The following is a 19,593-nucleotide window of genomic DNA, read 5'->3' as shown; positions in this document are numbered from 1 at the left end:
CTCAGCCCTTCGCGGGGGCGAGATCCTTCACGTCGACGGGGTGCTCGCCCATCTGCAGGTGAAGGCGTTCGCCGGTGTACGGCGTGTGACGGCGCACGACGTCCATGTCGAGCTCGATGCCGAGACCCGGCTCGTTCGACGGGATGATGTAGCCGTCTTCCCAGCGGATCGGCGTCTTCACGACTTCCGCGTGGAAACCGCCCCACGTCATGATGCTTTCCTGGATCAGGAAGTTCGGCGTGCAGGTCGCGAGCTGGATGCTGGCTGCTGCACCCACCGGGCCGTTGTACAGGTGCGGCGCGATCTGCGCGTAGTGCACTTCGGCGAGCGTCGCGATCTTCTTCGCTTCGAGCAGGCCGCCCACGCGCGCGACGTTCAGCTGCAGGATCGATGCACCGCCCGCCTGCAGCAGCTTGTGGAATTCGTACTTGGTCGTCAGGCGCTCGCCGGTCGCGATCGGAATCGACGTGTGCTTCGCGACTTGTGCGATCGCTTCTTCCTGGCCGGGGGGAACCGGCTCCTCGAACCACAGCGGGTCGTACTTCTCGAGCCGCTTCGCGAGCCGGATCGCCGACGACGGCACCATCTGCCCGTGCGTGCCGAACAGCAGGTCGGCCTTGCTGCCGACGGCTTCGCGCACCTTGCGGCAGAACAGCTCGCAGCGGTCGAGCACTTCGAGCGACAGCTGATGGCCCGAGAAGGCCGTGTACGGGCCGGCCGGGTCGAACTTGACGGCCGTGAAGCCGAGCTTCACGTTCTCGGCCGCGCATTCGGCCGCGAGGTCGGGATCGTCGTAGTCGTATTCGCCCTTCGCGTTCTTTGGGTACAGGTACGTGTACGAGCGCAGCCGCTCGTGGATCTTCCCGCCGAGCAGTTCATACACCGGCTTGCCGGCCGCCTTGCCGATGATGTCCCAGCAGGCCATCTCGAGGCCGCTGACGACGCCCATCATCGTGAGATCGGGGCGCTGCGTGAAGCCGCTCGAATAGGCCTGGCGGAACAGCCGTTCGACGTGATGCGGATCTCGGTTCAGCAGATGGCGTTCGAACACGTCGTCGATGATCGGGGCCATTGCCTTCGGGCCGAACGTCGCCGAGTAGATCTCGCCGACGCCTTCGATGCCGTCGTCCGTCTTCAGCTTCACGAAGATCCAGTACATCCCGCCGACATGCGGCGGCGGCACGGCGACGATATGGGTTTCGAGCGAAACGATCTTCATGCGGACTCCTGGATGCGGTTGAGGCGATATTTGAGGAACGCGGCGGCGCCCGCGCCGCAGAGCGCGATGGCCGCGATATAGCCGAAATAGAGCTGGTAGCCGTGCGCGCCCGGGTAGGTCTGCGTCACGTAGCCGTTGATCAGCGGCACGAACACGTCCGGCGAATAGCCGAGCACCGAGATCAGGCCGATCGCGAGGCCCGCGCAATGCGTCGGCACCTTGCAGTCGTCGAGCAGCGACCAGTACAGGCCGCGGATCGCGTAGGTGAGGATGCCGATGAACAGCACCAGCACGACGAGCATGGCCTGCGGGCTGTGCGCGGGCGCGGCGATCAGCCCGACGAGCGACAGGGCGGCGAGCACCAGCGCCCAGAACAGCACGGACACCTTCGACACGCGGTCGCCGAGGAAGCCGCCGCCGATGCCGCCGACGGGGCGCATCCACAGCTTGAGCGTCGTGATGAAGCCGGCCGCTGTCGCGCTCAGCCCGAAATTGCCTTCGTGCAGGTACGCCGAGAAGCTGTAGGTTGCCCAGAACACCTGGTAGCCGCAGAACACGATCGCCGCGACGAGCCACAGCTCGGGGATCGCCGCGAGCGTCTTCAGGTCGTTCAGCACGTTGCCCTTGGTGCGCTTCTCGGACGCTGCACGGTCGCGCGTGCTCGCCTGGTCCTTCACCAGCGCGAGCAGCACGCCGAGCGCGATGCAGAAGAACGCGTACAGGTGGACGACGAGCTTGAAGCCGGCTGCATCGGTGCCGCCGCGCGCCTGCGTCACGTACGCGAACAGCGTGATCGCGATCGTCGCAAGCAGCGCCTCGACGAGGCCGCGCCCGCCGTCGAGCAGGCCGAAGAAACGGCCCTGTTCGTCGGGGCCCGCGATCATGTTCACGCGCTTGATCACGGCGGCCCAGAACGTGAGGCCGGTGGTCAGCCCCCAGCCGCCGAAGATCAGCACCAGCATGTCGAACGACGGCCCGGTCGCGTAGACGAGTCCGAGCGCGCCGGTGGCGAGCAGCGAGAAGCAGATCAGCCAGCGCGGCGACAGGCGGTCGGCAAGCCAGCCGCTCGGCAAATAGCTGATCAGGAAGATCGTGCCGAGCGACGAATACAGGTAGCCGAGCTGCACGTCGTCGATATGGAAGAACTGCAGCATCGTCGGCTGGTACACCTGCCGCAGATACAGCATCGGGTAGATCGCGCCCGCGGCAATCACGAGCAGCAGCAGTTGCAGGTAGCGTTGCGCGCGGGAATGCGGCGACGCGTGGGCGTCGAGCGCTTTGTCGTGCAACGCGAGCGATGCGGCGGGTGTCGACGGTTGAGTCGGCATGATGTCTTCCTCCATCAGGCGTCCTAGATACGGAGGCCTGCAGATTTCTTATGTTCTGGTTGGGTCAGGGGCGGCGCGCGCGGCGTGGTGTTCTAGTGCGCGCGCCGGAAACGGGGCGTCGGCGTGACGGCGTCAGTACTTCATGACGACGAGGCGCGTCTGCGTGAATTCGAGCATCCCGTGCTTGCCGTCGTCGCCGCCGAGGCCCGAGCGCTTCCAGCCGGCGTGGAAGCCTTGGTACGGATCGGCCGGCGTGCGGTTCACGTACAACTCGCCGGCTTCGATCGCGTTCGCGACGGTCATCGCGGTGCGGTAGTGCTCGGTGTAGAGCACCGACGACAGGCCGAACTGGTGGTCGTTCGCCTGCGCGATCGCCTCGTCGATCGTCGAGTAGCGCAGCACGGGCATGATCGGGCCGAAGGTTTCCTCCTGCACGATCTCCATGTCCTGTCGCACGCCGGTGAGCAGCGTGGCCGGGTAGAAGAAGCCGGGGCCGGCGGGGATTGCGCCGCCGGTTTCGAGCGTCGCGCCGGCCGCGATCGCGCGTTCGACCATCCCGTGGATGTGCGCGCGTGCCGATGCGCTGACGAGCGGGCCCATCCGCGTGGCGTCTTCCGCACGGTCGCCGATGCGCACGGCCGCCATCTTCTCCTTCAGCAGCGCGACGAAGCGGTCATGCACGCTGTCGTGCACGTACACGCGCTCGATCGCCGTGCAGAGCTGGCCGCAGTGGGTCGTCTTCGATGCGACGAGCGCAGCGGCCGCGCGTTCGAGGTCGGCGTCGGGCTCGATGATCGCGGGCGTCTTGCCGCCGAGTTCGAGCGACGGCTTCGCGATGTTCGCCTTGCAGTAGTCGAGCACCTTGCGGCCCGCGTTCACGCTGCCGGTCAGCGTGATCATGCCGACTGCCGGATGCGTGCACAGCGCTTCGGCCGTCGCGTGGTCCATCGTAAGGATGTTGATGACGCCCGGCGGGAAGCCGGCATCGCCGGCCGCCTTCGCGATCTCGAACGCGGACACCGGCGTGTGGTTGCTCGGCCGCACGACCACGGTGTTGCCGGCGATCAGCGCGGGCGCGACCTTGCGCAGCAGCGTGTAGACGGGGTAGTTGAACGGGATCAGGCACGCGACGACGCCGATCGGCTCGCGCTGCAGGAACAGGTTCTCGTCGGGGGTGTCGCTCGGGATGATCTCGCCCTCGATCCGGCGCGCCCACTCGGCGTGGTAGCGCGTGATCTGGCCCGCGTAGACGGCTTCGTTCGACGCGTCCTCGACGCTCTTGCCGGACTCCTGCGCGAGCGCCGCGCCGATTTCGGATGCGCGTGCGGTCAGTGCGTCGGCGAAGCGGTGCAGATACGTGGCGCGCTCGGCGCTCGGCAGCTTGCGCCATGCCTTCTGCGCGGCGGCCGCGGCGTCGACGGCGGCGAGCGCGTCGGCCGGCGTGGCGGCCGGCACGCGCGCGAACGGCGCTTCGGTGGCGGGATTGTGGACGACGATGAACGTGTCGCTTTCCGGGGCGACGAAACGGCCGTTCACGTAGTTGCGTTCGGTGCGCATGAAGTGACTCCTCCGATGAATGCAGGCGGATCGCTTCGAGTGGCGAACACGCGTGGCAAGGGATAGAGGCCATTCTGTTCATGCGTTTAGCGCACGACAAACGACTTATTTTCGCGCCGAGCATGAGAAAAACGCACGTTACTCGGCAAGTCGGCCGGAGTCGCCCGTCCGGCAAGGCTGCCGTGGCGCGGGGCCTGGGCGGGGCGAGCGGAGGGCTGTCGTATTTTCCGACGGGTCCGAATGCGGACGGGCGTGGAAGCCGGTAAGGTGTCGCCCGCGGCGGGTGGTCGAGGGCGATCGGGGACGGATCGCGCGCTAGGCGAGCGGCACTTGCGGCAGCGGCGACGATGGTTCGAGATGGCGCTTCGCGAGCCACACTTCCTGCTGGAGCCAGTCGCGGAACTGGACGATGTGCGGCAGGTTCGTCTGCTCGGGCCGCGTGACGAACCAGTACGACTGGTGGCCGTCGACATGCACGTTGAGCACCTGCATCAGCTGCCCGGTCGCGAGTTCGCGCGCGACCATGTGGCGGTCGGCGATCGTGATGCCGAGACCGTCGATCGCGGCGCGGATCGCATGGTCGAGCAGGTCGAATTCGTAGCCGCCGCGCGTGTCGACGTCGGCGATGCCGGCCGCCTTCAGCCAGTGCTGCCAGGTCAGGTAGCGCTGGTCGTCGGTGGCGAGCACGTGCAGCAGCGTGAAGCGGTTCAGGTCGATCGGCGCGCCGTCCTGTCGCAGCCGCGCATACAGCGCGGGCGCGCAGACGGCGATATGCTGCTCCTGCATCAGCAGCGCGTTGTCGAAGCCGTCCCATTCGCCGTCGCCGAACCGGATCGCACAGTCGAGCACGCGCGATTCGCCGAGGCTGTCGTGGATGCGGGTCGTGAGGCTCAGCTCGAATTCGGGATGCGCGTCGCGCAGCCGGCCGAGGCGCGGCATCAGCCAGCGCGCGGCGAAGGTGGGCGGCACGTTCGCGCGCAGGCGGTTCAGGTGGGTTTTTTCCTGCAGGCTGCGCACGGTCAGCTCGATCTTGTCGAACGATTGCTGCAGTGCGCGCAGCAGCACGCGGCCGGCCGCGGTCAGCTCGAGCTGGTGATGGCGGCGTTCGAGCAGGGTTTCGCCGAGTTGGCCCTCGAGCTGGCGAACCTGGCGGCTCACCGCGCTTTGCGTCACGTTGAGCAGCTCGGCCGCGCGCGTGAAGCTGCCGGTGCGGCCGGCCATCTCGAAGGCTTTCAGCGCGTTCAGCGCCGGCATCTTGCGTCTCACGGGGCGGTGTCGTGTTTGGTGCGGGATGCTTATTGTAGGCGGGTGGCCGCGGGCGCGGGGACGATGAATGGAGGCGACGGGGGGCGCGGGCCCTCGGGGTTTTGACGGCGCGGCGGCTGGCGCGCCGGGTGGCGACAAGGCTGCCTGCAGGAGGGCCGGCGATGCCGGCCGGCAACGACACGAACGATACGAACGATACGAACGAAAGGGACACACATCATGCGACGCCTGCCATCGTTGATCGCACTGCGATTTTTCGAGGAGACCGCGCGTCACCTGAGCTTCAACCGTGCGGCGGTTTCGCTGTGCGTGACGCAGGGGGCGGTGAGCCGGCAGATCCGGCTGCTCGAGGAAGCGCTCGGCGCGCGGCTGTTCGAGCGCGATCACAAGGGCGTGCGCCTGACCGATGCCGGCGAGCGGTTGCTGCCGTTCATCGGGCAGGCGTTCGACACGATCGAGCGCGGCGTCGGCGAAATCGCCGCCGCCCGGCCGGGTGCGAAGCGGAGGCTGACGGTGTCGCTGCCGCCGACGTTCGCGACGCAGTGGTTTTCGCCGCGGCTCGGCACGCTCGCGGAGGCGCTGCCCGACGTCGAGCTGTCGATCCGCACGGAGCCGGCTGACGATTGCCATTGCCACATCCGCTTCGGGCGCGCGGCGCGGGCCGGGATGCAGTCGGAGCTGCTGATGATGGAGCGGCATGCGCTCGTCGGCGCGCCGCGTTATCGCGGCGATGCGCTCGATGTGCTGCTCGGCCGGCTGCCGTCGCTGCATGTGCTGCATGAGGGCAAGCGTCTCGCGCTGTGGGCCGACTGGTGCGAGCAGGCGGGCGTGCCGCTGGCGCGGATCGGTGACGGTATCGAGTTTTCCACGCTGGAGCAGGCGATCCGCGCGGCGCGCAAGGGCGCGGGGCTCGCGGTAGTCGATCTCAACATGATCGAGGAGGAGATCGGCGAGGGCAGCCTCGTGCGGTTGTCGCCGGTGCAGCCGATCGGGCCGTTCGGGTATTGGCTCGATGTCGAGCCGGAGAGTGTGGCGGTCGAGCCGGTGGTCGCGTTTGCTGAATGGTTGCGGGGGCAGGCGGGGAGGAGGGGGTAGGGCGGGTGCGTCGATGCTGAGACGCGGCTGATCTTTCGGTGGAAGCAATCGGATCAGTCCGCGCGTGTCCTGCTCTTCTCGCGGTGTTGGCGTGTGTCAACGATCGTTACCGGGAACAGCGATAGCCACGATCATTGACGGCCTGGACCATGCGGATTCCCTCCGTCGCGGCTGGTTACGAGTCGGGATCCAGGCCGAAGTGCATGAGTGTTTCTCTGCGCGCCATGGCTTCTGCTTCGGCATCCGAGATGCTCGGCAACTGGCACTTCGAAGGATCGATGCGTCCCACGTTGAAGACGGCTCGTTTCGGCGGGGAGGTGGATGTGACGGTGGCCCGTGCGTCGTGCTCGATGGCAGATTTGCGCATGACCCGAGCCAGGCTGTGATGGAGTTCGCGCGTGACGACTGCATCAAGGAGGCGGCGGGCTTCCGAGAGTCGAACGGGACGATGTTCGCTCGTCGGGCGACCACGGCGCGTGATCCGGAACCCTGCGATCGGAGTGTGCTTTGCGTTCATTCGTAAATCCCCTTTTCGATCAAGTAATTCTGCAACGTCCGCACGGATTTTCCGTGCGGCGTAACATCGAAAGTCATCCAGCGATGCGATCCCGCGACGCGCCAGAAATCTCGCCCGAATCGCGTCGCATAGAGTGCGAGCAGTGATCGCAGCGACCCGTCGGCCAGACCGACCGGGTCGCTCTGGAAATACTGGAACAGGGCTGCTTCGTCGCTTTGCTGGTCGGGAATGGGCGCATCGAAACCGAGCCGAGGCCAGGCGTAGTACCCAAACAGTCGACGCCCGCCGGGTTTTGGCGCGGCCTTGCGGCCACCCGCTGCCAATGCGTTGATGCGGGTGATTCCCAGCGTATCGCACGCTCTTGCGATCCGCCATAGCATGGCCGCTCCGAGGCCGGCGATAGCGCTATCAGCCAGATCGATTGTTTTGAGTTCGAGTGCGAATGTGTCCGATTCTCGGAAGACGGCGATGCGGTTTTCGGATCGGATCAACGCGGAATGGGTGACGCTGAAAGTCAACCTGTCTGCGCTGTCGAGATAGGCTTGAATGTCCGATCCGGCGGGTGCTCCGCACAACGCAACGAGTAGTGCATCGGGAATGTCATCGGCGACCCCAAGCAACGCGGAAATATCCAGGTCGTTTCGATCGACCTCGAGCCGATCGTCGAAGTACGACGTTTCGTATGGCAGAACATGGCCGAGATCGACAGGTGGCGCGGGCATGGCTTCCGGCGATGAATGGAAAGCCCCCAGCATATCGACGCGAATCCCACTGGCAGAGTCCGCCAAACGGCCAATCCAATCACGAGACGGAGCGACCGTCCGTCGCGCCCGCGTTACGACCAGTCGAACGTCAGCAGCGCTACGCGGCTGATCGGCTCGTAGAACAACAGAATCGAGTCAGCGCCCATCGCGCGGTATTCCCAGCCGGTGACCCGGGCGACGAAGCGAAAGCGCGCACCGTTGGGGCCGATCGGCCGGATGTTGTCGGGATCGCTGTCGTCGACCGGAAAGTCGGAGGTGCCCGACCAGTTGCCCCAGCCGACCGATCCACCGAGCTGGTCGATCAGGTTGCACGGCTTTTCCTGGCTGAAATCGCGCTCGTCCGGCGCGTACTGGTTGGACGAGTAGAGCACGCCGTATTCGGCGAACCGCTTGCGCGCGGTGTCGATGCTGGCCTGTTGCTCGGCGTAGTGCGCCTCCAGCTCCTCGCGATAGCCCGCGTCATGTGTACCGGGCGGGTTTTCCAGATAGAAGTAACGCGGGTCGCCGAGCAACGTGTAGCGGTTGTCGTCGTCGAGCCGGAATCCGATCCAGTTCGCGCGGAGATAGTCGTTGTGATACGCGGCCGTGTCCTGCCCGACGAGCCCGTCGTACGGTTCGATGGGGCTGAGCAGGTGGATCCAACCCTCCCACGACGGATTGACCGCCGACAGGTCGATCGACACGAGCGGATGCAGGTGGCGCGCGAGTGCGGCGTTGGACTCGGCAAAGACGTCGGCGTCGGGCGGATAGACCTTCAGGCTAGGTTGTGGCGTGACGATGTCTTCAATCATGATCGGTGTCCGCACGGTGAGGGTCCGGTAAGGCTACACGAGTGAAGGCGAAAACCGGATGAATGCCGGCGCCGCAGCGGCCTGCCGGAAGCGCCTCCCGTTCCTTCCATCCGCCCGATCGGCACTTCGAAAACATTCGCGCTGATCCTTCGGAGATCGTCTTCTTGATAATAGTTGATAGGCACGATACGCTTGGTGAATCGAATTCAATCCGGCCGGGAGGTCGACATGATCAGTGCGGAACTGGGCCAGCAGCTGGAGACTTACGTCGCGAAGCTGGTCGAATCGGGGCGCTACGGATCCAAGAGCGAAGTGCTTCGCGAAGGCGTGCGCCTGATCCAGGATCGCGAGGCGCAACTGAATGCGCTGGACGCGGTGATCGCACGCAGCCTGTCCGATGCGGAAGCCGGACGCGGCGCCGACGCAGCGGAAGTCTTCGATCGTCTCGAGGCGAAGTATCGGGCCCAGGCGGATCGTCAGGCCTGACCGTGCACCTGTCCGATTTTGCGATTGCCGAACTCGAGGCAATCGCGGATTACATCGCACGCGACAACCCGCAACGCGCCGTGACGTTTGTGCGGGAGATTCGCGAAAAATGCCTGAGTCTTGCCGCGATGCCACTGGCGTTTCCGCTGGTGCCGCGCTTCGAGCGTCACGGCGTACGGCATCGTGTGTACGGCAACTACCAGATTTTCTATCGGGTCGTCGGCGACCCACCGACGCGCATCGACATTCTTCACGTCCTTCACGGCGCGCGAGACTACGCGTCGATCCTGTTCTGAGCGAACGCGCGCATCGCATCGCGTCCGGAATGAACGAACCCGGCCACCGCCGGGTTCGTCCGAATCGAGCGCAACATCGCCGCGGCGCATCTGCGTCGCGTCGATGCGAAAGCCTTGATCGAGCGCGATAAAGCCGGCGGTCACACAACCCGCCGCCCTCATCAATGCCCCGACGCCTCCTCCAGCGTCAGATGCTTCGTCTCCGGCGCCCACGCGATCGACACGATCATCCCCACCAGCAGCACGCCCGCGAGCGCGAACATCGTCGCGTGGAAGCCGAGCGTCGCGATGCCGACCGGCAGCAGGAACGTGCCGATCGCCGAACCGAGCCGGCTGCACGCGATCGCGAGCCCCACGCCACTTGCACGCACTTCGGTCGGGAAGCACTCGGGCGGGAACACGCCGACGAGATTGCTGAACGCCGACATCGTCAGCGTGAAGATCGCGAATGCGACGATCATCGCGATGGCCGCCGACGACGGCAGCACCGCCAGCGCGACGAGCGACGCGCACGTCACCGCGAACGAGCCGATCAGGAAGCCGCGCCGCGACAGCCGGATCGTCAGCCAGATGCCGATCAGCGCGCCCAGCACGAGGAAGCCGTTCAGCAGCAGGTCCGCGCCGAAGCCTTCGGCGAGGCCGATCGTCTTCAGGATCGTCGGCAGGAACGTGTAGATCGCGAAATACGGAATCACCAGGCACACGAAGAACGCACAGTTGAACACCGTGCGGCGGATCAGGTCACGCTGGAACAGCCGCGAGAAGCCGCCATGCGCATGCGGCTCGGTCGAACCGTCGAGCATCACGTGCGGCCCGAAATGCTTCGCGACGATCGCGCGCGCTTCTTTCTCCCGGCCCTTGCCAAGCAGCCAGCGCGGCGATTCTGGCGTGCCGATTCGCAGCACCAGCACGATCAGCGCAGGCAGCGCCGCCGACGCGAGCAGCCAGCGCCAGGCATCGGGCGCGGCGTCGCTGTACGCGAGGCCGAGCACGTTCGCGGCGACATAGCCGATCGTCCAGATCACGCTGAACGAGCCGAGCAGCGCGCCGCGATGCTTGCGCGGCGAGAATTCGGCGAGGATCGCATGGCCGACCGTGAAGTCGCCGCCCATTCCGAAGCCGATCAGCACGCGCAGCATGCACAGTTCGAGCGGCGACGTGACGAAGAGCTGCGCGAACGCGGCCGCCGTGATGATCACGAAGCTCGTCAGGAAGATCTTCTGCCGGCCCATCCGGTCGGACAACCAGCCGAACACGAGACTGCCGAAGAAGATGCCGATCAGCGCCGAGCTGCCGATCATCCCCATCCAGAACGCGTCGATCGGCATCTGCTTGCCGAGCGCGGCGAGTGCGTAGCCGATCGTGCCGAGCGTGTAGCCCTCGGTGAAATGCGCGCCGAACGTCAGGCCGGCGATCTTCACGTGGAAACGGTTGAGCGGCACGTCGTCGAGCGCGACGGGGCGGTGCGGCGCATCGGCGCCACGCGACAGCGGCAACGCGCGTGCGGTGCCGGATTGAACGTTGGCTTGAGTCAAGCTGCCTCCTGGATTGTTTTCGGGCGCGCAGCGGCGCGCGCGGGCGGAACACCGCCGCGCGTGCCGTGCGAAGCGCCGCGCGGCCGGGCGGCGCGCGGCGCGGGTCGACCGCGGGGAGCGGCCGGTGGTCAGCGGCCGAGGCCGGCCATCAGCGTGTACTTGAGTTCCACGTATTCATCGAGGCCGTACTTCGAACCTTCGCGGCCGAGCCCCGATTGCTTGACGCCGCCGAACGGCGCGACTTCGGTCGAGATGATCCCGTCGTTGACGCCGACCATCCCGCTCTCCAGCGCACCCGAGACGCGCCACGCACGGCCGAGGTCGCGCGTGTAGAAGTACGCGGACAGCCCGAACGGCGTGTCGTTGGCCGCGGCCACGGCTTCTTCCTCGGTCGCGAAGCGGAAGCAGCCGGCCACGGGGCCGAAGGTTTCCTCTTCGGCGATCAGCATGTCGGCCGTCATGCCGGTCAGCACGGTCGGCTCGTAGAACGTGCCGCCGAGCGCGTGACGCTTGCCGCCGGTGAGCGCGTGCGCGCCCTTCGCGGTGGCATCGGCCACGTGCCGTTCGACCTTGCCGAGTGCCGCTTCGTTGATCAGCGGCCCCTGGTCGACTTCACCCGCGAGCGCGTTGCCGACGCGCAGCTTGCGCACGGCGTCCGCGAGCTTGCGCGTGAACGCGTCGTACACGCCGTCCTGCACGAGAAAGCGGTTCACGCACACGCAGGTTTGCCCGGTATTGCGGAACTTCGATGCAATCGCGCCTTCGACCGCCGCATCGAGATCGGCATCGTCGAACACGATGAACGGCGCGTTGCCGCCGAGTTCGAGCGACAGCTTCTTCAGCGTGTCGGCCGACTGCTTCGCGAGCAGCTTGCCGACGCGCGTCGAGCCCGTGAACGACAGCTTGCGCACGACGGACGAACTCGTCAGCGTCTCGCCGATCGCGACCGCGTCGCCCGACACGACATTGAACACGCCGGCCGGCACGCCCGCGCGCTCGGCGAGCACTGCGAGCGCGAACGCCGACAGCGGCGTTTCCTCGGACGGCTTCAGCACCATCGTGCAGCCGGCCGCGAGCGCGGGGCCGGCCTTGCGCGTGATCATCGCGAGCGGGAAATTCCACGGCGTGATCGCCGCGACCACACCGACCGGCTCGCGCGTGACGACGATCTGCGAATTGGGCTTCGGGCTCGGGATCACGTCGCCGTACATGCGCTTCGCTTCTTCCGCGAACCATTCGAGAAAGCTCGCCGCGTACACGACTTCGCCGCGCGCTTCCGCGAGCGGCTTGCCTTGCTCGCGCGTCAGCAGCTCGGCAAGCGCGTCGCGATTCTCGAGCATCAGCTCGCCCCAGCGCTTCACGCGGGCGCCGCGTTCCTTCGCGGTCAGTGCGCGCCACGCGGGAAACGCGTGCGCGGCGGCATCGATTGCGCGTTGCGTGTCGTCGGCGCCGCCTTTCGCGACCTTCGCGATCGTCTCGCCGGTTGCCGGGTTCAGCACCGGATAGGTTGCATCGCTCGCGCCGTGCGATTCGTGCCATTCGCCGCCGATGTAATGGCCGGTCCTCAGAAATTCGTTCATTGTGTGTCGTTCCTTCAGTGCCTCGGAGCCTCAGTGCTTCAGTGCCTCGGTCCTTCAGTCCGTCGCGAAACTGCCCTGCGCCGGACGCGACTCGCGCGCGATGCGCTTGCCGGCCGTGTAGTCGTTGATCAGGTCGCACGGCGTGTAGTTGCGCTCCAGCTCGTGCAGTTCTTCTTCGGTGAGCTGCGTTTCGAGCGCGCCGAGCGCACTGTCGAACTGCGCGACGGAATCCGCGCCGACCAGCATGCTCGCGATGCCGGGGCGGCTCAGCACCCATGCCTGCGCGATCTGCGCGGGCGGCACGCCGCGCCGCTTCGCGACCTTCGCGACCGATTCCGCGATCGCGAGGGACGATGCGTCGCCATACATCTGTGCGGTGAAGAAGTCGGTTTGATTGCGCGTCGATTGCGGCTCGCAGGTGAGCAGGCCGCGCGCGAGCGGGCTGAACACCGATACGCCGACGCCCTGGTCGATGCAGTACGGCACCATCTCGCGCTCTTCCTCGCGATACGCGAGATTCAGCTGCAGCTGCATGTTGATCGGCTTGTCCCAGCCGTTTCGTTCGCAGGCCTGCATGATCTTCGCGAACTGCCACGTGTACATCGTCGACACGCCGATATAGCGCGCCTTGCCTGCACGCACGATGTCGTGCAGCGTGCTCATCGTTTCTTCGACGGGCGTGTTCACGTCGAAGAAGTGCAGCATGAAGATGTCGATGTAATCCATCCCGAGGCGCTTCAGCGACCCGTCGATGCCGTCGAGCACGTGCTTGCGCGAATGGCCGCCCGCGTTCGGGTAGCTGCCCATGTCGTAGCCGACCTTGGTCGTCACGACGAGCTCCTCGCGGCGCGCGTTGCGCTTCAGGATGCGGCCGACCACTTCCTCGCCGACGCCCGTCGAATAGAAATCCGCGAGATCGATGAAGTTGACGCCGGCGTCGAGCGCGCGGCGCACGATCGGCTCGCTCTGCGCTTCGTCGAAGATCCAGGGCTTCCATTCGGGGGTGCCCATGTTCATCGTGCCGAGACACAGGCGGGACACCTTCAGGCCGGACTGGCCGAGGCGGACGTATTCCATGTTTCCTCCAGGTGCGGCCTTGTGTCGGCCGCTTGTCGTCGTCAGTTTTTCTTCGGGGTGTAGAACGGGTTCGACACGTCGCGTGCGGCGGCGAACACCGCGTCGCGATGCGGCAGCCCTTCCATCGCGGCGACGATCGCGTTGCGGCACGCGCGGTAGTTGTTCTCGAACACGGCGTCGAGATCGTCGGTCTGCGGGTTCACCCAGTTCGCCGACACGACGACCCAGTCGTTCTCCGCTTCGGGCGGCAGCGTGCCGTTCTCGAGCGCTTCGGCCACGGCCTTCGCGATGCCGGCCTGCGACGCGCCCCACGTGGCATTGCCGTGGAAATCGCTGGCGATCTGCGCCTTGTTCACGTACAGCGTGAGCGGCTTGGTCGGCACGCCCGGCTGTGCGATCACGACGAACGGCGCATGGCCGGCCGACGGCGTCGCGAGTGCGGTGGCGAACGCCTGGCCCGCCGGGCCGTTGCGCGGGCCGACCAGCACGTTGATGTGCGCGAGGTTGACGCCGGGGCCTTCGAAGCCTTCGCCGATGTAAAGCTGCCTGGGTTGGGATGCGGTCATTGCAGTGTCTCGTCGATGAGTGGGTGTGAGGCGATTGTGGTGGGCCGTGGCGCGGCCGGTGAATCGATGTTTTCTGATCGGGCTATGAGTTTTCGTCGTCTCCGGGAAAGCCCTGAATCCGGCACGCGAATGCCCGCCGGGCGGGCCTCGGCCGTTGTCGTGACGGCCGGCGGGGCGGGATCGGCGGGTGGGCATGCGCGTACCGGCTCCGGGTTTGTCATACCCGGGCAGGGGTTGGAGGGCCGAGCGCATCTGGACAACAATCGGCGTACTCCGAGCCCTATCTTTCGTCTTCCCTTCTTTTTTCGAAAGCGAGTAATTTCGATGGCTGCCATTCAAAAGCCCGATTGGTCGAAGCTCAGTTCGCTCGATCCGGAGCTGATCCGGGCATTCGTCGCCGTGGTCGAGAGCGGCGGCTTCACCGCGGCGGCCCGGCAACTGCATCGCACGCAATCGACGATCAGCCTGCGCATCCGCACGCTCGAGGAGCGGCTCGACACGCACCTGTTCATGCGCAACAGCCGGCGCCTCGAGCTGTCGCGCGACGGCGAGAATTTCCTGATCCACGCGCGCCGGATCATCCAGGTGCAGAACGACGCGATCCTCGCGCTGAAGCAGGCGAGCAGCGACCGCGGCGTCGTGCGCTTCGGGCTGCCCGAGGACTATGCGGAGTTGTGGCTGCCCGACCTGCTGAAGTCGTTCTATGCGATGCGGCCGGGTGCGCGCCTGCACGTGCATTGCCGGATGTCGCTCGAACTGCTCGAACGGCTGCAGGCCGGCGAGCTCGATGTCGCGCTCGTTGTCCGGCACGGGCCCGGCGCGGGCGGGCGGGTGCTCGGCCGGCACGACGTCGTGTGGGCCGCGCACCGCGATTTCGCGCTGGACAGCCATGCGTCGGTGCCGCTCGCGCTGTTCCCGGAAACGTGCTGTTACCGGCAGCGCGGGCTGCAGGCGCTCGCGACGGCCGACCGGTCGTTTCATGTCGTCTACACGAGCCAGAGCCCGACCGGCATCAAGATCGCGGTGAACCACGGCGCGGCTGTGACGATGATCGACCGCTGTACGCTGCCCGAGAACTGGCGCGTGCTCGACGAGGCGGACGGCTTTCCGTCGCTGCCGGCGGCCGATCTCGAACTGCATCGCTCGCCGGGCATCTGCGATCCGCTGACCGACGATCTGGTGTCGATGATCGAATCGATGGTCGACGAGCGGCGGCGCGCATCGCTAGAGGCGTTCGCCGCATAGCGGGGCGAACGCGGGGGCGAACGCAGCGCAGGCGAGGTTGATGCGAGCCGTGGCGCGCGACCGCCGTGCGCGCATGACGACTGCACGACTGCACGACTGCACGACTGCATGACCGAACGACCGAACGACCGACCGACCGACCGACCGACCGACCGACCGACCGACCGAACGACCGAACGACCGAACGACCGAACGACCGAACGACCGAACGACCGAACGACCGAACGACCGAACGACCGAACGACCGACCGAACGACCGAACGACCGACCGACCGAACGAACGAACGAACGAACGAACGAACGAACGAACGAACGAACGAACGAACGAACGAACGACCTTACGATCAGCCGCCAGCCACCAGCCACCAGCCACCAGCCGCCTGCCACCAGCCGCCTGCCACCAGCCACCAGCCACCAGCCACCAGCCGCCAGCCACCAGCCACCAGCCGCCAGCCACCAGCCGCCAGCCACCAGCCACCAGCCACCAGCCGGTGCCGGTGACCTGTTATGTCCCCCATGCCGTTTTTTGCACCGCCACCGCGTTTTTTTGCACGACGTTTATGCCGTCTCTTCTAAGCTGAGGACGTGTCGAACAGCCGAGACGGCTTCCGTCCGCTCCATGACCTTCATTCATCCCGTTCCCGCCTTCAATGTCGCCGGCCGCCAGTTGCGCGCCGGCACTCACAACAACGTCATTCCTTTCCCGCCGCCGCGCCCGCGCCTGCAGTTGCCCGTCACGCTGACGGCCGATTCCGGCGAACACGCGCACGCCCGGCTCGCGGCGCTGCTGCATTCCCCGCTCGGTGTGTATGTCGTCAGCGCGCGCGCCGTGCGCGACGTGGTTCACGTGCACTTCGACATTGCGCCGGAAGACCTGGATTTCACGCTGCACATGCTGATCGCGCAGCAGGCCGATGCGGTGATCGGGCCGGTCGCGCGTCGTTTGCGCATCGGGCCGAAGGCGCGGTGAAGCGGGGAACGGTTGTTGCTCGTTCCTCGATGGCTTGTTCGATCCGCCGCCCGATTCCCGGTCGCCATGCCGTCCGCCTGCAAGCGTCGGACCGGCGTGCGACACCGCGTGCGCGGCGTCGATCCTGAATACGGAGGGGTCATGGACCTCATGGAAGCAGTGCATGTCGCGCGGCCGGAAAGCCGCCGCGTACGGACGGTGTCGCTGCCGTCGGGCCAGCAGCTCGCGCGTCAGCTCGTGACGACGGTGCGGGTGGCCGAAGTGCTGCTGCATCAGGCGATCGTCGTGCCCGACCGGCATCAGTGGTCGGTCGACACCGAACGGGTCGACGCGGCCGGCGGGCCGCTCGCGGCGTGGGAAACCTGCGTGACCTGGCGGATCGGCAAGGTGTTCGCGGCGACGGTCACCCCGGCCGCGCGCGTCAACGATTGCGATCAGGTCGCCGTCGAGATCCGGCTCTGTCTGCCCGAACAGGACTATGTGGCCGGGCGGCGCGTGAGCACCTTCGGCCTCCGCCACGGCAATCGCTTCGGCGCGACGCTGTCGGTCGCGTCGGGTGCGCAGTGGGGCTGGCAACGCAAGGAGCTCCTCGCACCGGAACACGCGCAGGTGCGCGGCGATACGCTCGAGGCACTCGTCGATGCGGTGGCCGCGAACGTCAACGCGGCGCTGGGCGCGGCCGGGTTCGGCGCGACGCGCTGATCACGCGTCGCCGGTCTGCCCGGTCTGCCGCTGCAGGTCTTCCATCAACTGTTCCGCGAGAAAGTCGCACGGCGGCCGTTTCGATTTCGTGCTGCGCGCGAGGATCAGCTCGAGCGGCGGCAGGTCGGGCAGCCCGTGCGAGCGGCCGAGCATCGACAGTTGCGCGGGAATCGCGCAGCGCGCGAGCGGCGCGACCGCGAGGCCGGCCTCGACCATGCTGAGCAGCCCGAGCAGGCTCGGGCTTTCATAGGAGGTGCGGTACGGCACCTTCGCGCGCTCCAGGCTGCGGATCGCGTTCTCGCGCGCGACGCTGCCCGGCATGAACACCGCGATCGGCAGCGGCCGCTCTTCCCACACGCGCGGCCCGTTCGTCATCGCGGCCCACGCCATCGGCTCATGGCGGATGAAGTCGCCCGACAGCCCCTTGATGCGCGTGCCGCACACGAGATCGACGGTGCCGTCCTTGATCAGTGGTGCGAGCGCGCTGCTCGGCAGCCCCATCACCTGGATCTCGACCTTCGGGTAGGTCGCCGAGAATTTCTTCAGGACGGACGGCAGCAGCGACGACGCATAGTCGTCCGGCACGCCGATCACGACCTTGCCGGTCACTTCCGGCCGCACCACGGCCGCCCAGGCCTCGTCGCGCAGCGCCAGCATTCGTCTGGCGAATCCCAGCAGCACTTCACCTTCGCGCGTCAGCACGATGCTGCGCGGCTTGCGCACGAACAGCGGCCGCCCGATCGCGTCTTCCAGGCTCTTGATCTGCATGCTCACGGCCGACTGCGAGCGGTTCACGGCCTCGGCGGCGCGGGTCATGTTGCCGGTCTCCGCGACGGCGACGACGGTGGCCAACACGTCGTGATCGAGCATCTTCATAGGTATCAGGAAAACTGAACGTAACGATCAGCATTATGCGTTTTTATTGTTGCTGTGTGTCTGCCATAGTGCGATCACGCTGACGTTTCACCCGAGGGTGGCGCGGCGTTCGGGCCGGTCGAACCGGCGTGCGGGACTGATCAGGAAAGCGTGGTGTATCGATGATGGACCATCCGTTGCGCGCCGCACTGGCCGCGGAATTGCATGCGCGGCCGTTCCTGCGGCTCGCCGAAGCCGTGTCGCTCACGCATTACGCGATCTACGCGGACGGCCAGCCCGACATCCACGAAACGCTGCTGCACACACTGTGCCGCGAGACCGGCATCGCCGCGCCGCACGAAGGCGCGACGCACTACGCGGTGCAGTCGCCGAGCGGCTGGCACCTGAAGTGGGAACGCCACACCGAATTCTCGACCTTCACGTTCGTCGCGCCGCGTCGCGACACCGGCTATTTCGACGATCTCGCGATCGAAGGCATTCCGGCCGCGTGGTTCGCGCGGCTCGCCGGCATCCGCTTCGTCGCGGTGCGGATGGAACTGCTGTCGGGCGACGCCGCGCGGCTCGTGTGCGGCGACCTGCGCCGCTGGATCGACGGCCCCGCGCTCGTCGGCAGCAACGTGCTCGGCGGCGGCAAGGTGTTCTGCGACTGGCACGTGCGCGACGACGGCTTCATGCGCTTTCTCGTGATCGACGAGGATTTCCGCGAGGAGCAGGGCGGCCGGCTGCTGCAACGCCTGTATGAAATCGAAACCTACCGGATGATGGCGCTGCTCGCGCTGCCCGTCGCGCGCCGGATGAGCCGCGAGCTCGACGAGATCCACGCGGCGCTGCATGCGCTGATGCAGCGGATGGATGCAAGCGGAGCCGACGGCGACGACACGGCGCTGCTCGTCAAGCTCACGCATCTCGCGGTGCGGGTCGAAGCGCTGTCGGGATCGGGCGCGCGTTTCAGCGCGTCGCGTGCGTACGAAAAGCTCGTGCTGGCACGCATCCACGAGCTGCGCGAGGAGCGCATCGAAGGGATGCCGACGATCGCAGAATTCATGGAGCGCCGCTTTGCGCCGGCGATGGAAACCTGCCGCAGCGTATGGGCGCGCCACGAGCAGATCGCCGCGCGGATCGCGCGGGCGGTCGACCTGCTGCGCACACGCGTGAATCTCGCGCAGGAAAAGGACGTGACGCGCCTGTTGGCGGGCATGGAGCGCACCGCACGCAATCAGCTTCATCTGCAGCACGCGGTTGAAGGGCTGTCGGTAGCGGCCATTTCGTACTACGTGCTTTCGCTCGCGACGGCGGCGTTCAAGGCGCTGCACGTGATGAACCTGCCGGTCGATCCCGAACTGGCGGAAGGCCTGCTGATCGCGCCGGTCGTGTTCGCGGTGATTCACATCACGCGGCGCACGCGCGCGCAGCTGGCGCGATCGGAGGCCGTGCATGACGGCTCACCGGTGCCTGCGGCGGCGTTGAAGCAGGTCGGTTAGAACATCGAAAACACAATCAATGAAAGGAATGGAGATGACTTTTTCGCAGACACAAGCGGGTTTTTACAGCGGTTTCGATGCCGCGTTCGACGAACCGGCGATGGATGAGGCCGGTGCGCCGGAAGAGCCGCGCGTGACCTCGTATCAGGCCGTGCTGCAGGAGCCGATGACGTCGCTCGTCGGGAATACGATTGACCGGCCGGACGTCGCGTCGGTGGCGATTCTCGGGTACAACTGACGCA

At 66.6% G+C, this 19,593-nt stretch carries 20 protein-coding genes; 8 read left to right on the top strand and 12 right to left on the bottom strand.

The genetic code is table 11. The features are described from left to right. Position 1 precedes the first annotated feature (1 nt). The 4 genes from BCEP18194_RS36900 to BCEP18194_RS36885 all read right to left on the bottom strand — a co-directional run bounded on the left by BCEP18194_RS36900 (position 2) and on the right by BCEP18194_RS36885 (position 5,358). Complete coding sequence (locus tag BCEP18194_RS36900) at positions 2 to 1,219, bottom strand: mandelate racemase/muconate lactonizing enzyme family protein (protein WP_011356427.1); 1,218 nt, start codon at positions 1,217 to 1,219, stop codon at positions 2 to 4. Next, positions 1,216 to 2,547 carry an MFS transporter gene (locus BCEP18194_RS36895; protein ID WP_041493675.1) on the bottom strand — a complete coding sequence of 444 codons (1,332 nt, stop codon included), beginning with the start codon at positions 2,545 to 2,547 and terminating at the stop codon, positions 1,216 to 1,218. The genes BCEP18194_RS36900 and BCEP18194_RS36895 overlap by 4 nt, the downstream gene beginning before the upstream one ends. A 132-nt stretch (positions 2,548 to 2,679) precedes the next feature. Continuing rightward, entirely contained in the window at positions 2,680 to 4,104 is a 1,425-nt protein-coding gene (aldA, locus tag BCEP18194_RS36890) for an aldehyde dehydrogenase (protein WP_011356425.1), read from the bottom strand. A 315-nt stretch (positions 4,105 to 4,419) separates the two neighbouring features. Further along, the gene (locus BCEP18194_RS36885; protein WP_011356424.1) at positions 4,420 to 5,358 is read right to left on the bottom strand and encodes a LysR substrate-binding domain-containing protein; all 939 of its coding nucleotides are present in this window, start codon (positions 5,356 to 5,358) and stop codon (positions 4,420 to 4,422) included. Between the two features lie 231 nt (positions 5,359 to 5,589). On the opposite strand from BCEP18194_RS36885, the gene BCEP18194_RS36880 reads away from it, so the two are divergent. Beyond that, positions 5,590 to 6,465 carry a LysR family transcriptional regulator gene (locus BCEP18194_RS36880; protein WP_011356423.1) on the top strand — a complete coding sequence of 292 codons (876 nt, stop codon included), beginning with the start codon at positions 5,590 to 5,592 and terminating at the stop codon, positions 6,463 to 6,465. 175 nt (positions 6,466 to 6,640) lie between these two features. Here BCEP18194_RS36880 and BCEP18194_RS41535 read toward each other — a convergent pair whose 3' ends face one another. The 3 genes from BCEP18194_RS41535 to BCEP18194_RS36865 are packed head-to-tail and all read right to left on the bottom strand — an operon-like array spanning position 6,641 to position 8,537. Beyond that, entirely contained in the window at positions 6,641 to 6,982 is a 342-nt protein-coding gene (locus tag BCEP18194_RS41535) for a hypothetical protein (RefSeq protein ID WP_157687414.1), read from the bottom strand. Then, positions 6,979 to 7,770, bottom strand: a complete 792-nt coding sequence (locus tag BCEP18194_RS36870) for a hypothetical protein (RefSeq protein ID WP_244273033.1) — start codon at positions 7,768 to 7,770, stop codon at positions 6,979 to 6,981. The genes BCEP18194_RS41535 and BCEP18194_RS36870 overlap by 4 nt, the downstream gene beginning before the upstream one ends. Before the next feature lie 47 nt (positions 7,771 to 7,817). Next, complete coding sequence (locus BCEP18194_RS36865) at positions 7,818 to 8,537, bottom strand: hypothetical protein (RefSeq protein ID WP_011356421.1); 720 nt, start codon at positions 8,535 to 8,537, stop codon at positions 7,818 to 7,820. 228 nt (positions 8,538 to 8,765) lie between these two features. Here BCEP18194_RS36865 and BCEP18194_RS36860 point away from each other — a divergent pair, with 228 nt between their 5' ends. Next, positions 8,766 to 9,023, top strand: a complete 258-nt coding sequence (locus BCEP18194_RS36860) for a type II toxin-antitoxin system ParD family antitoxin (protein WP_011356420.1) — start codon at positions 8,766 to 8,768, stop codon at positions 9,021 to 9,023. Between the two features lie 2 nt (positions 9,024 to 9,025). Then, positions 9,026 to 9,319 carry a type II toxin-antitoxin system RelE/ParE family toxin gene (locus tag BCEP18194_RS36855; protein ID WP_011356419.1) on the top strand — a complete coding sequence of 98 codons (294 nt, stop codon included), beginning with the start codon at positions 9,026 to 9,028 and terminating at the stop codon, positions 9,317 to 9,319. Between the two features lie 161 nt (positions 9,320 to 9,480). Here the strand turns inward: BCEP18194_RS36855 and BCEP18194_RS36850 are convergent, their stop codons facing one another. The 4 genes from BCEP18194_RS36850 to fae all read right to left on the bottom strand — a co-directional run bounded on the left by BCEP18194_RS36850 (position 9,481) and on the right by fae (position 14,077). Beyond that, positions 9,481 to 10,815 carry an MFS transporter gene (locus BCEP18194_RS36850; RefSeq protein WP_085964662.1) on the bottom strand — a complete coding sequence of 445 codons (1,335 nt, stop codon included), beginning with the start codon at positions 10,813 to 10,815 and terminating at the stop codon, positions 9,481 to 9,483. 167 nt (positions 10,816 to 10,982) lie between these two features. Then, positions 10,983 to 12,434: an NAD-dependent succinate-semialdehyde dehydrogenase gene (locus BCEP18194_RS36845; protein ID WP_011356417.1), complete on the bottom strand. Its 1,452-nt coding sequence runs from the start codon at positions 12,432 to 12,434 to the stop codon at positions 10,983 to 10,985. A 54-nt stretch (positions 12,435 to 12,488) separates the two neighbouring features. Further along, positions 12,489 to 13,511, bottom strand: coding sequence for an aldo/keto reductase (locus BCEP18194_RS36840; RefSeq protein WP_011356416.1), 1,023 nt, complete (start codon positions 13,509 to 13,511; stop codon positions 12,489 to 12,491). 41 nt (positions 13,512 to 13,552) lie between these two features. Continuing rightward, positions 13,553 to 14,077, bottom strand: a complete 525-nt coding sequence (gene fae / locus BCEP18194_RS36835) for a formaldehyde-activating enzyme (RefSeq protein ID WP_011356415.1) — start codon at positions 14,075 to 14,077, stop codon at positions 13,553 to 13,555. A 324-nt stretch (positions 14,078 to 14,401) separates the two neighbouring features. Here fae and BCEP18194_RS36830 point away from each other — a divergent pair, with 324 nt between their 5' ends. The 3 genes from BCEP18194_RS36830 (at position 14,402) to BCEP18194_RS36820 (ending at position 16,994) form a co-directional block, all read left to right on the top strand. After that, on the top strand, positions 14,402 to 15,322 hold the full coding sequence (locus tag BCEP18194_RS36830) for a LysR family transcriptional regulator (RefSeq protein WP_011356414.1): 921 nt from the start codon (positions 14,402 to 14,404) through the stop codon (positions 15,320 to 15,322). A gap of 619 nt (positions 15,323 to 15,941) precedes the next feature. After that, on the top strand, positions 15,942 to 16,292 hold the full coding sequence (locus BCEP18194_RS36825; RefSeq protein ID WP_011356413.1) for a hypothetical protein: 351 nt from the start codon (positions 15,942 to 15,944) through the stop codon (positions 16,290 to 16,292). A 141-nt stretch (positions 16,293 to 16,433) separates the two neighbouring features. Further along, positions 16,434 to 16,994, top strand: a complete 561-nt coding sequence (locus BCEP18194_RS36820) for a hypothetical protein (protein ID WP_011356412.1) — start codon at positions 16,434 to 16,436, stop codon at positions 16,992 to 16,994. Here BCEP18194_RS36820 and BCEP18194_RS36815 read toward each other — a convergent pair whose 3' ends face one another. Then, entirely contained in the window at positions 16,995 to 17,870 is an 876-nt protein-coding gene (locus tag BCEP18194_RS36815; RefSeq protein ID WP_011356411.1) for a LysR family transcriptional regulator, read from the bottom strand. A 161-nt stretch (positions 17,871 to 18,031) separates the two neighbouring features. On the opposite strand from BCEP18194_RS36815, the gene BCEP18194_RS36810 reads away from it, so the two are divergent. Next, on the top strand, positions 18,032 to 19,351 hold the full coding sequence (locus BCEP18194_RS36810; protein ID WP_011356410.1) for a DUF3422 family protein: 1,320 nt from the start codon (positions 18,032 to 18,034) through the stop codon (positions 19,349 to 19,351). A gap of 34 nt (positions 19,352 to 19,385) precedes the next feature. Next, positions 19,386 to 19,589: a hypothetical protein gene (locus BCEP18194_RS36805; protein WP_011356409.1), complete on the top strand. Its 204-nt coding sequence runs from the start codon at positions 19,386 to 19,388 to the stop codon at positions 19,587 to 19,589. The last annotated feature ends 4 nt before the right edge of the window (positions 19,590 to 19,593 follow it).

Origin of the sequence: Burkholderia lata (assembly GCF_000012945.1) — a bacterium.
Classification (GTDB): domain Bacteria; phylum Pseudomonadota; class Gammaproteobacteria; order Burkholderiales; family Burkholderiaceae; genus Burkholderia; species Burkholderia lata.
The sequence above is the reverse complement of the archived record's forward strand: the minus strand, read 5'-3'. Positions and strand labels throughout refer to the sequence as shown.

What these genes read in the sequence shown, in the direction of transcription:
- BCEP18194_RS36900 (WP_011356427.1), bottom strand. Translation starts at nt 1,219, where the DNA reads ATGAAGATCGTTTCGCTCGAAACCCATATCGTCGCCGTGCCGCCGCCG.
- BCEP18194_RS36895 (WP_041493675.1), bottom strand. Translation starts at nt 2,547, where the DNA reads ATGCCGACTCAACCGTCGACACCCGCCGCATCGCTCGCGTTGCACGAC.
- aldA (WP_011356425.1), bottom strand. Translation starts at nt 4,104, where the DNA reads ATGCGCACCGAACGCAACTACGTGAACGGCCGTTTCGTCGCCCCGGAA.
- BCEP18194_RS36885 (WP_011356424.1), bottom strand. Translation starts at nt 5,358, where the DNA reads ATGCCGGCGCTGAACGCGCTGAAAGCCTTCGAGATGGCCGGCCGCACC.
- BCEP18194_RS36880 (WP_011356423.1), top strand. Translation starts at nt 5,590, where the DNA reads ATGCGACGCCTGCCATCGTTGATCGCACTGCGATTTTTCGAGGAGACC.
- BCEP18194_RS41535 (WP_157687414.1), bottom strand. Translation starts at nt 6,982, where the DNA reads ATGAACGCAAAGCACACTCCGATCGCAGGGTTCCGGATCACGCGCCGT.
- BCEP18194_RS36865 (WP_011356421.1), bottom strand. Translation starts at nt 8,537, where the DNA reads ATGATTGAAGACATCGTCACGCCACAACCTAGCCTGAAGGTCTATCCG.
- BCEP18194_RS36860 (WP_011356420.1), top strand. Translation starts at nt 8,766, where the DNA reads ATGATCAGTGCGGAACTGGGCCAGCAGCTGGAGACTTACGTCGCGAAG.
- BCEP18194_RS36845 (WP_011356417.1), bottom strand. Translation starts at nt 12,434, where the DNA reads ATGAACGAATTTCTGAGGACCGGCCATTACATCGGCGGCGAATGGCAC.
- BCEP18194_RS36840 (WP_011356416.1), bottom strand. Translation starts at nt 13,511, where the DNA reads ATGGAATACGTCCGCCTCGGCCAGTCCGGCCTGAAGGTGTCCCGCCTG.
- fae (WP_011356415.1), bottom strand. Translation starts at nt 14,077, where the DNA reads ATGACCGCATCCCAACCCAGGCAGCTTTACATCGGCGAAGGCTTCGAA.
- BCEP18194_RS36830 (WP_011356414.1), top strand. Translation starts at nt 14,402, where the DNA reads ATGGCTGCCATTCAAAAGCCCGATTGGTCGAAGCTCAGTTCGCTCGAT.
- BCEP18194_RS36825 (WP_011356413.1), top strand. Translation starts at nt 15,942, where the DNA reads ATGACCTTCATTCATCCCGTTCCCGCCTTCAATGTCGCCGGCCGCCAG.
- BCEP18194_RS36820 (WP_011356412.1), top strand. Translation starts at nt 16,434, where the DNA reads ATGGACCTCATGGAAGCAGTGCATGTCGCGCGGCCGGAAAGCCGCCGC.
- BCEP18194_RS36815 (WP_011356411.1), bottom strand. Translation starts at nt 17,870, where the DNA reads ATGAAGATGCTCGATCACGACGTGTTGGCCACCGTCGTCGCCGTCGCG.
- BCEP18194_RS36810 (WP_011356410.1), top strand. Translation starts at nt 18,032, where the DNA reads ATGATGGACCATCCGTTGCGCGCCGCACTGGCCGCGGAATTGCATGCG.
- BCEP18194_RS36805 (WP_011356409.1), top strand. Translation starts at nt 19,386, where the DNA reads ATGACTTTTTCGCAGACACAAGCGGGTTTTTACAGCGGTTTCGATGCC.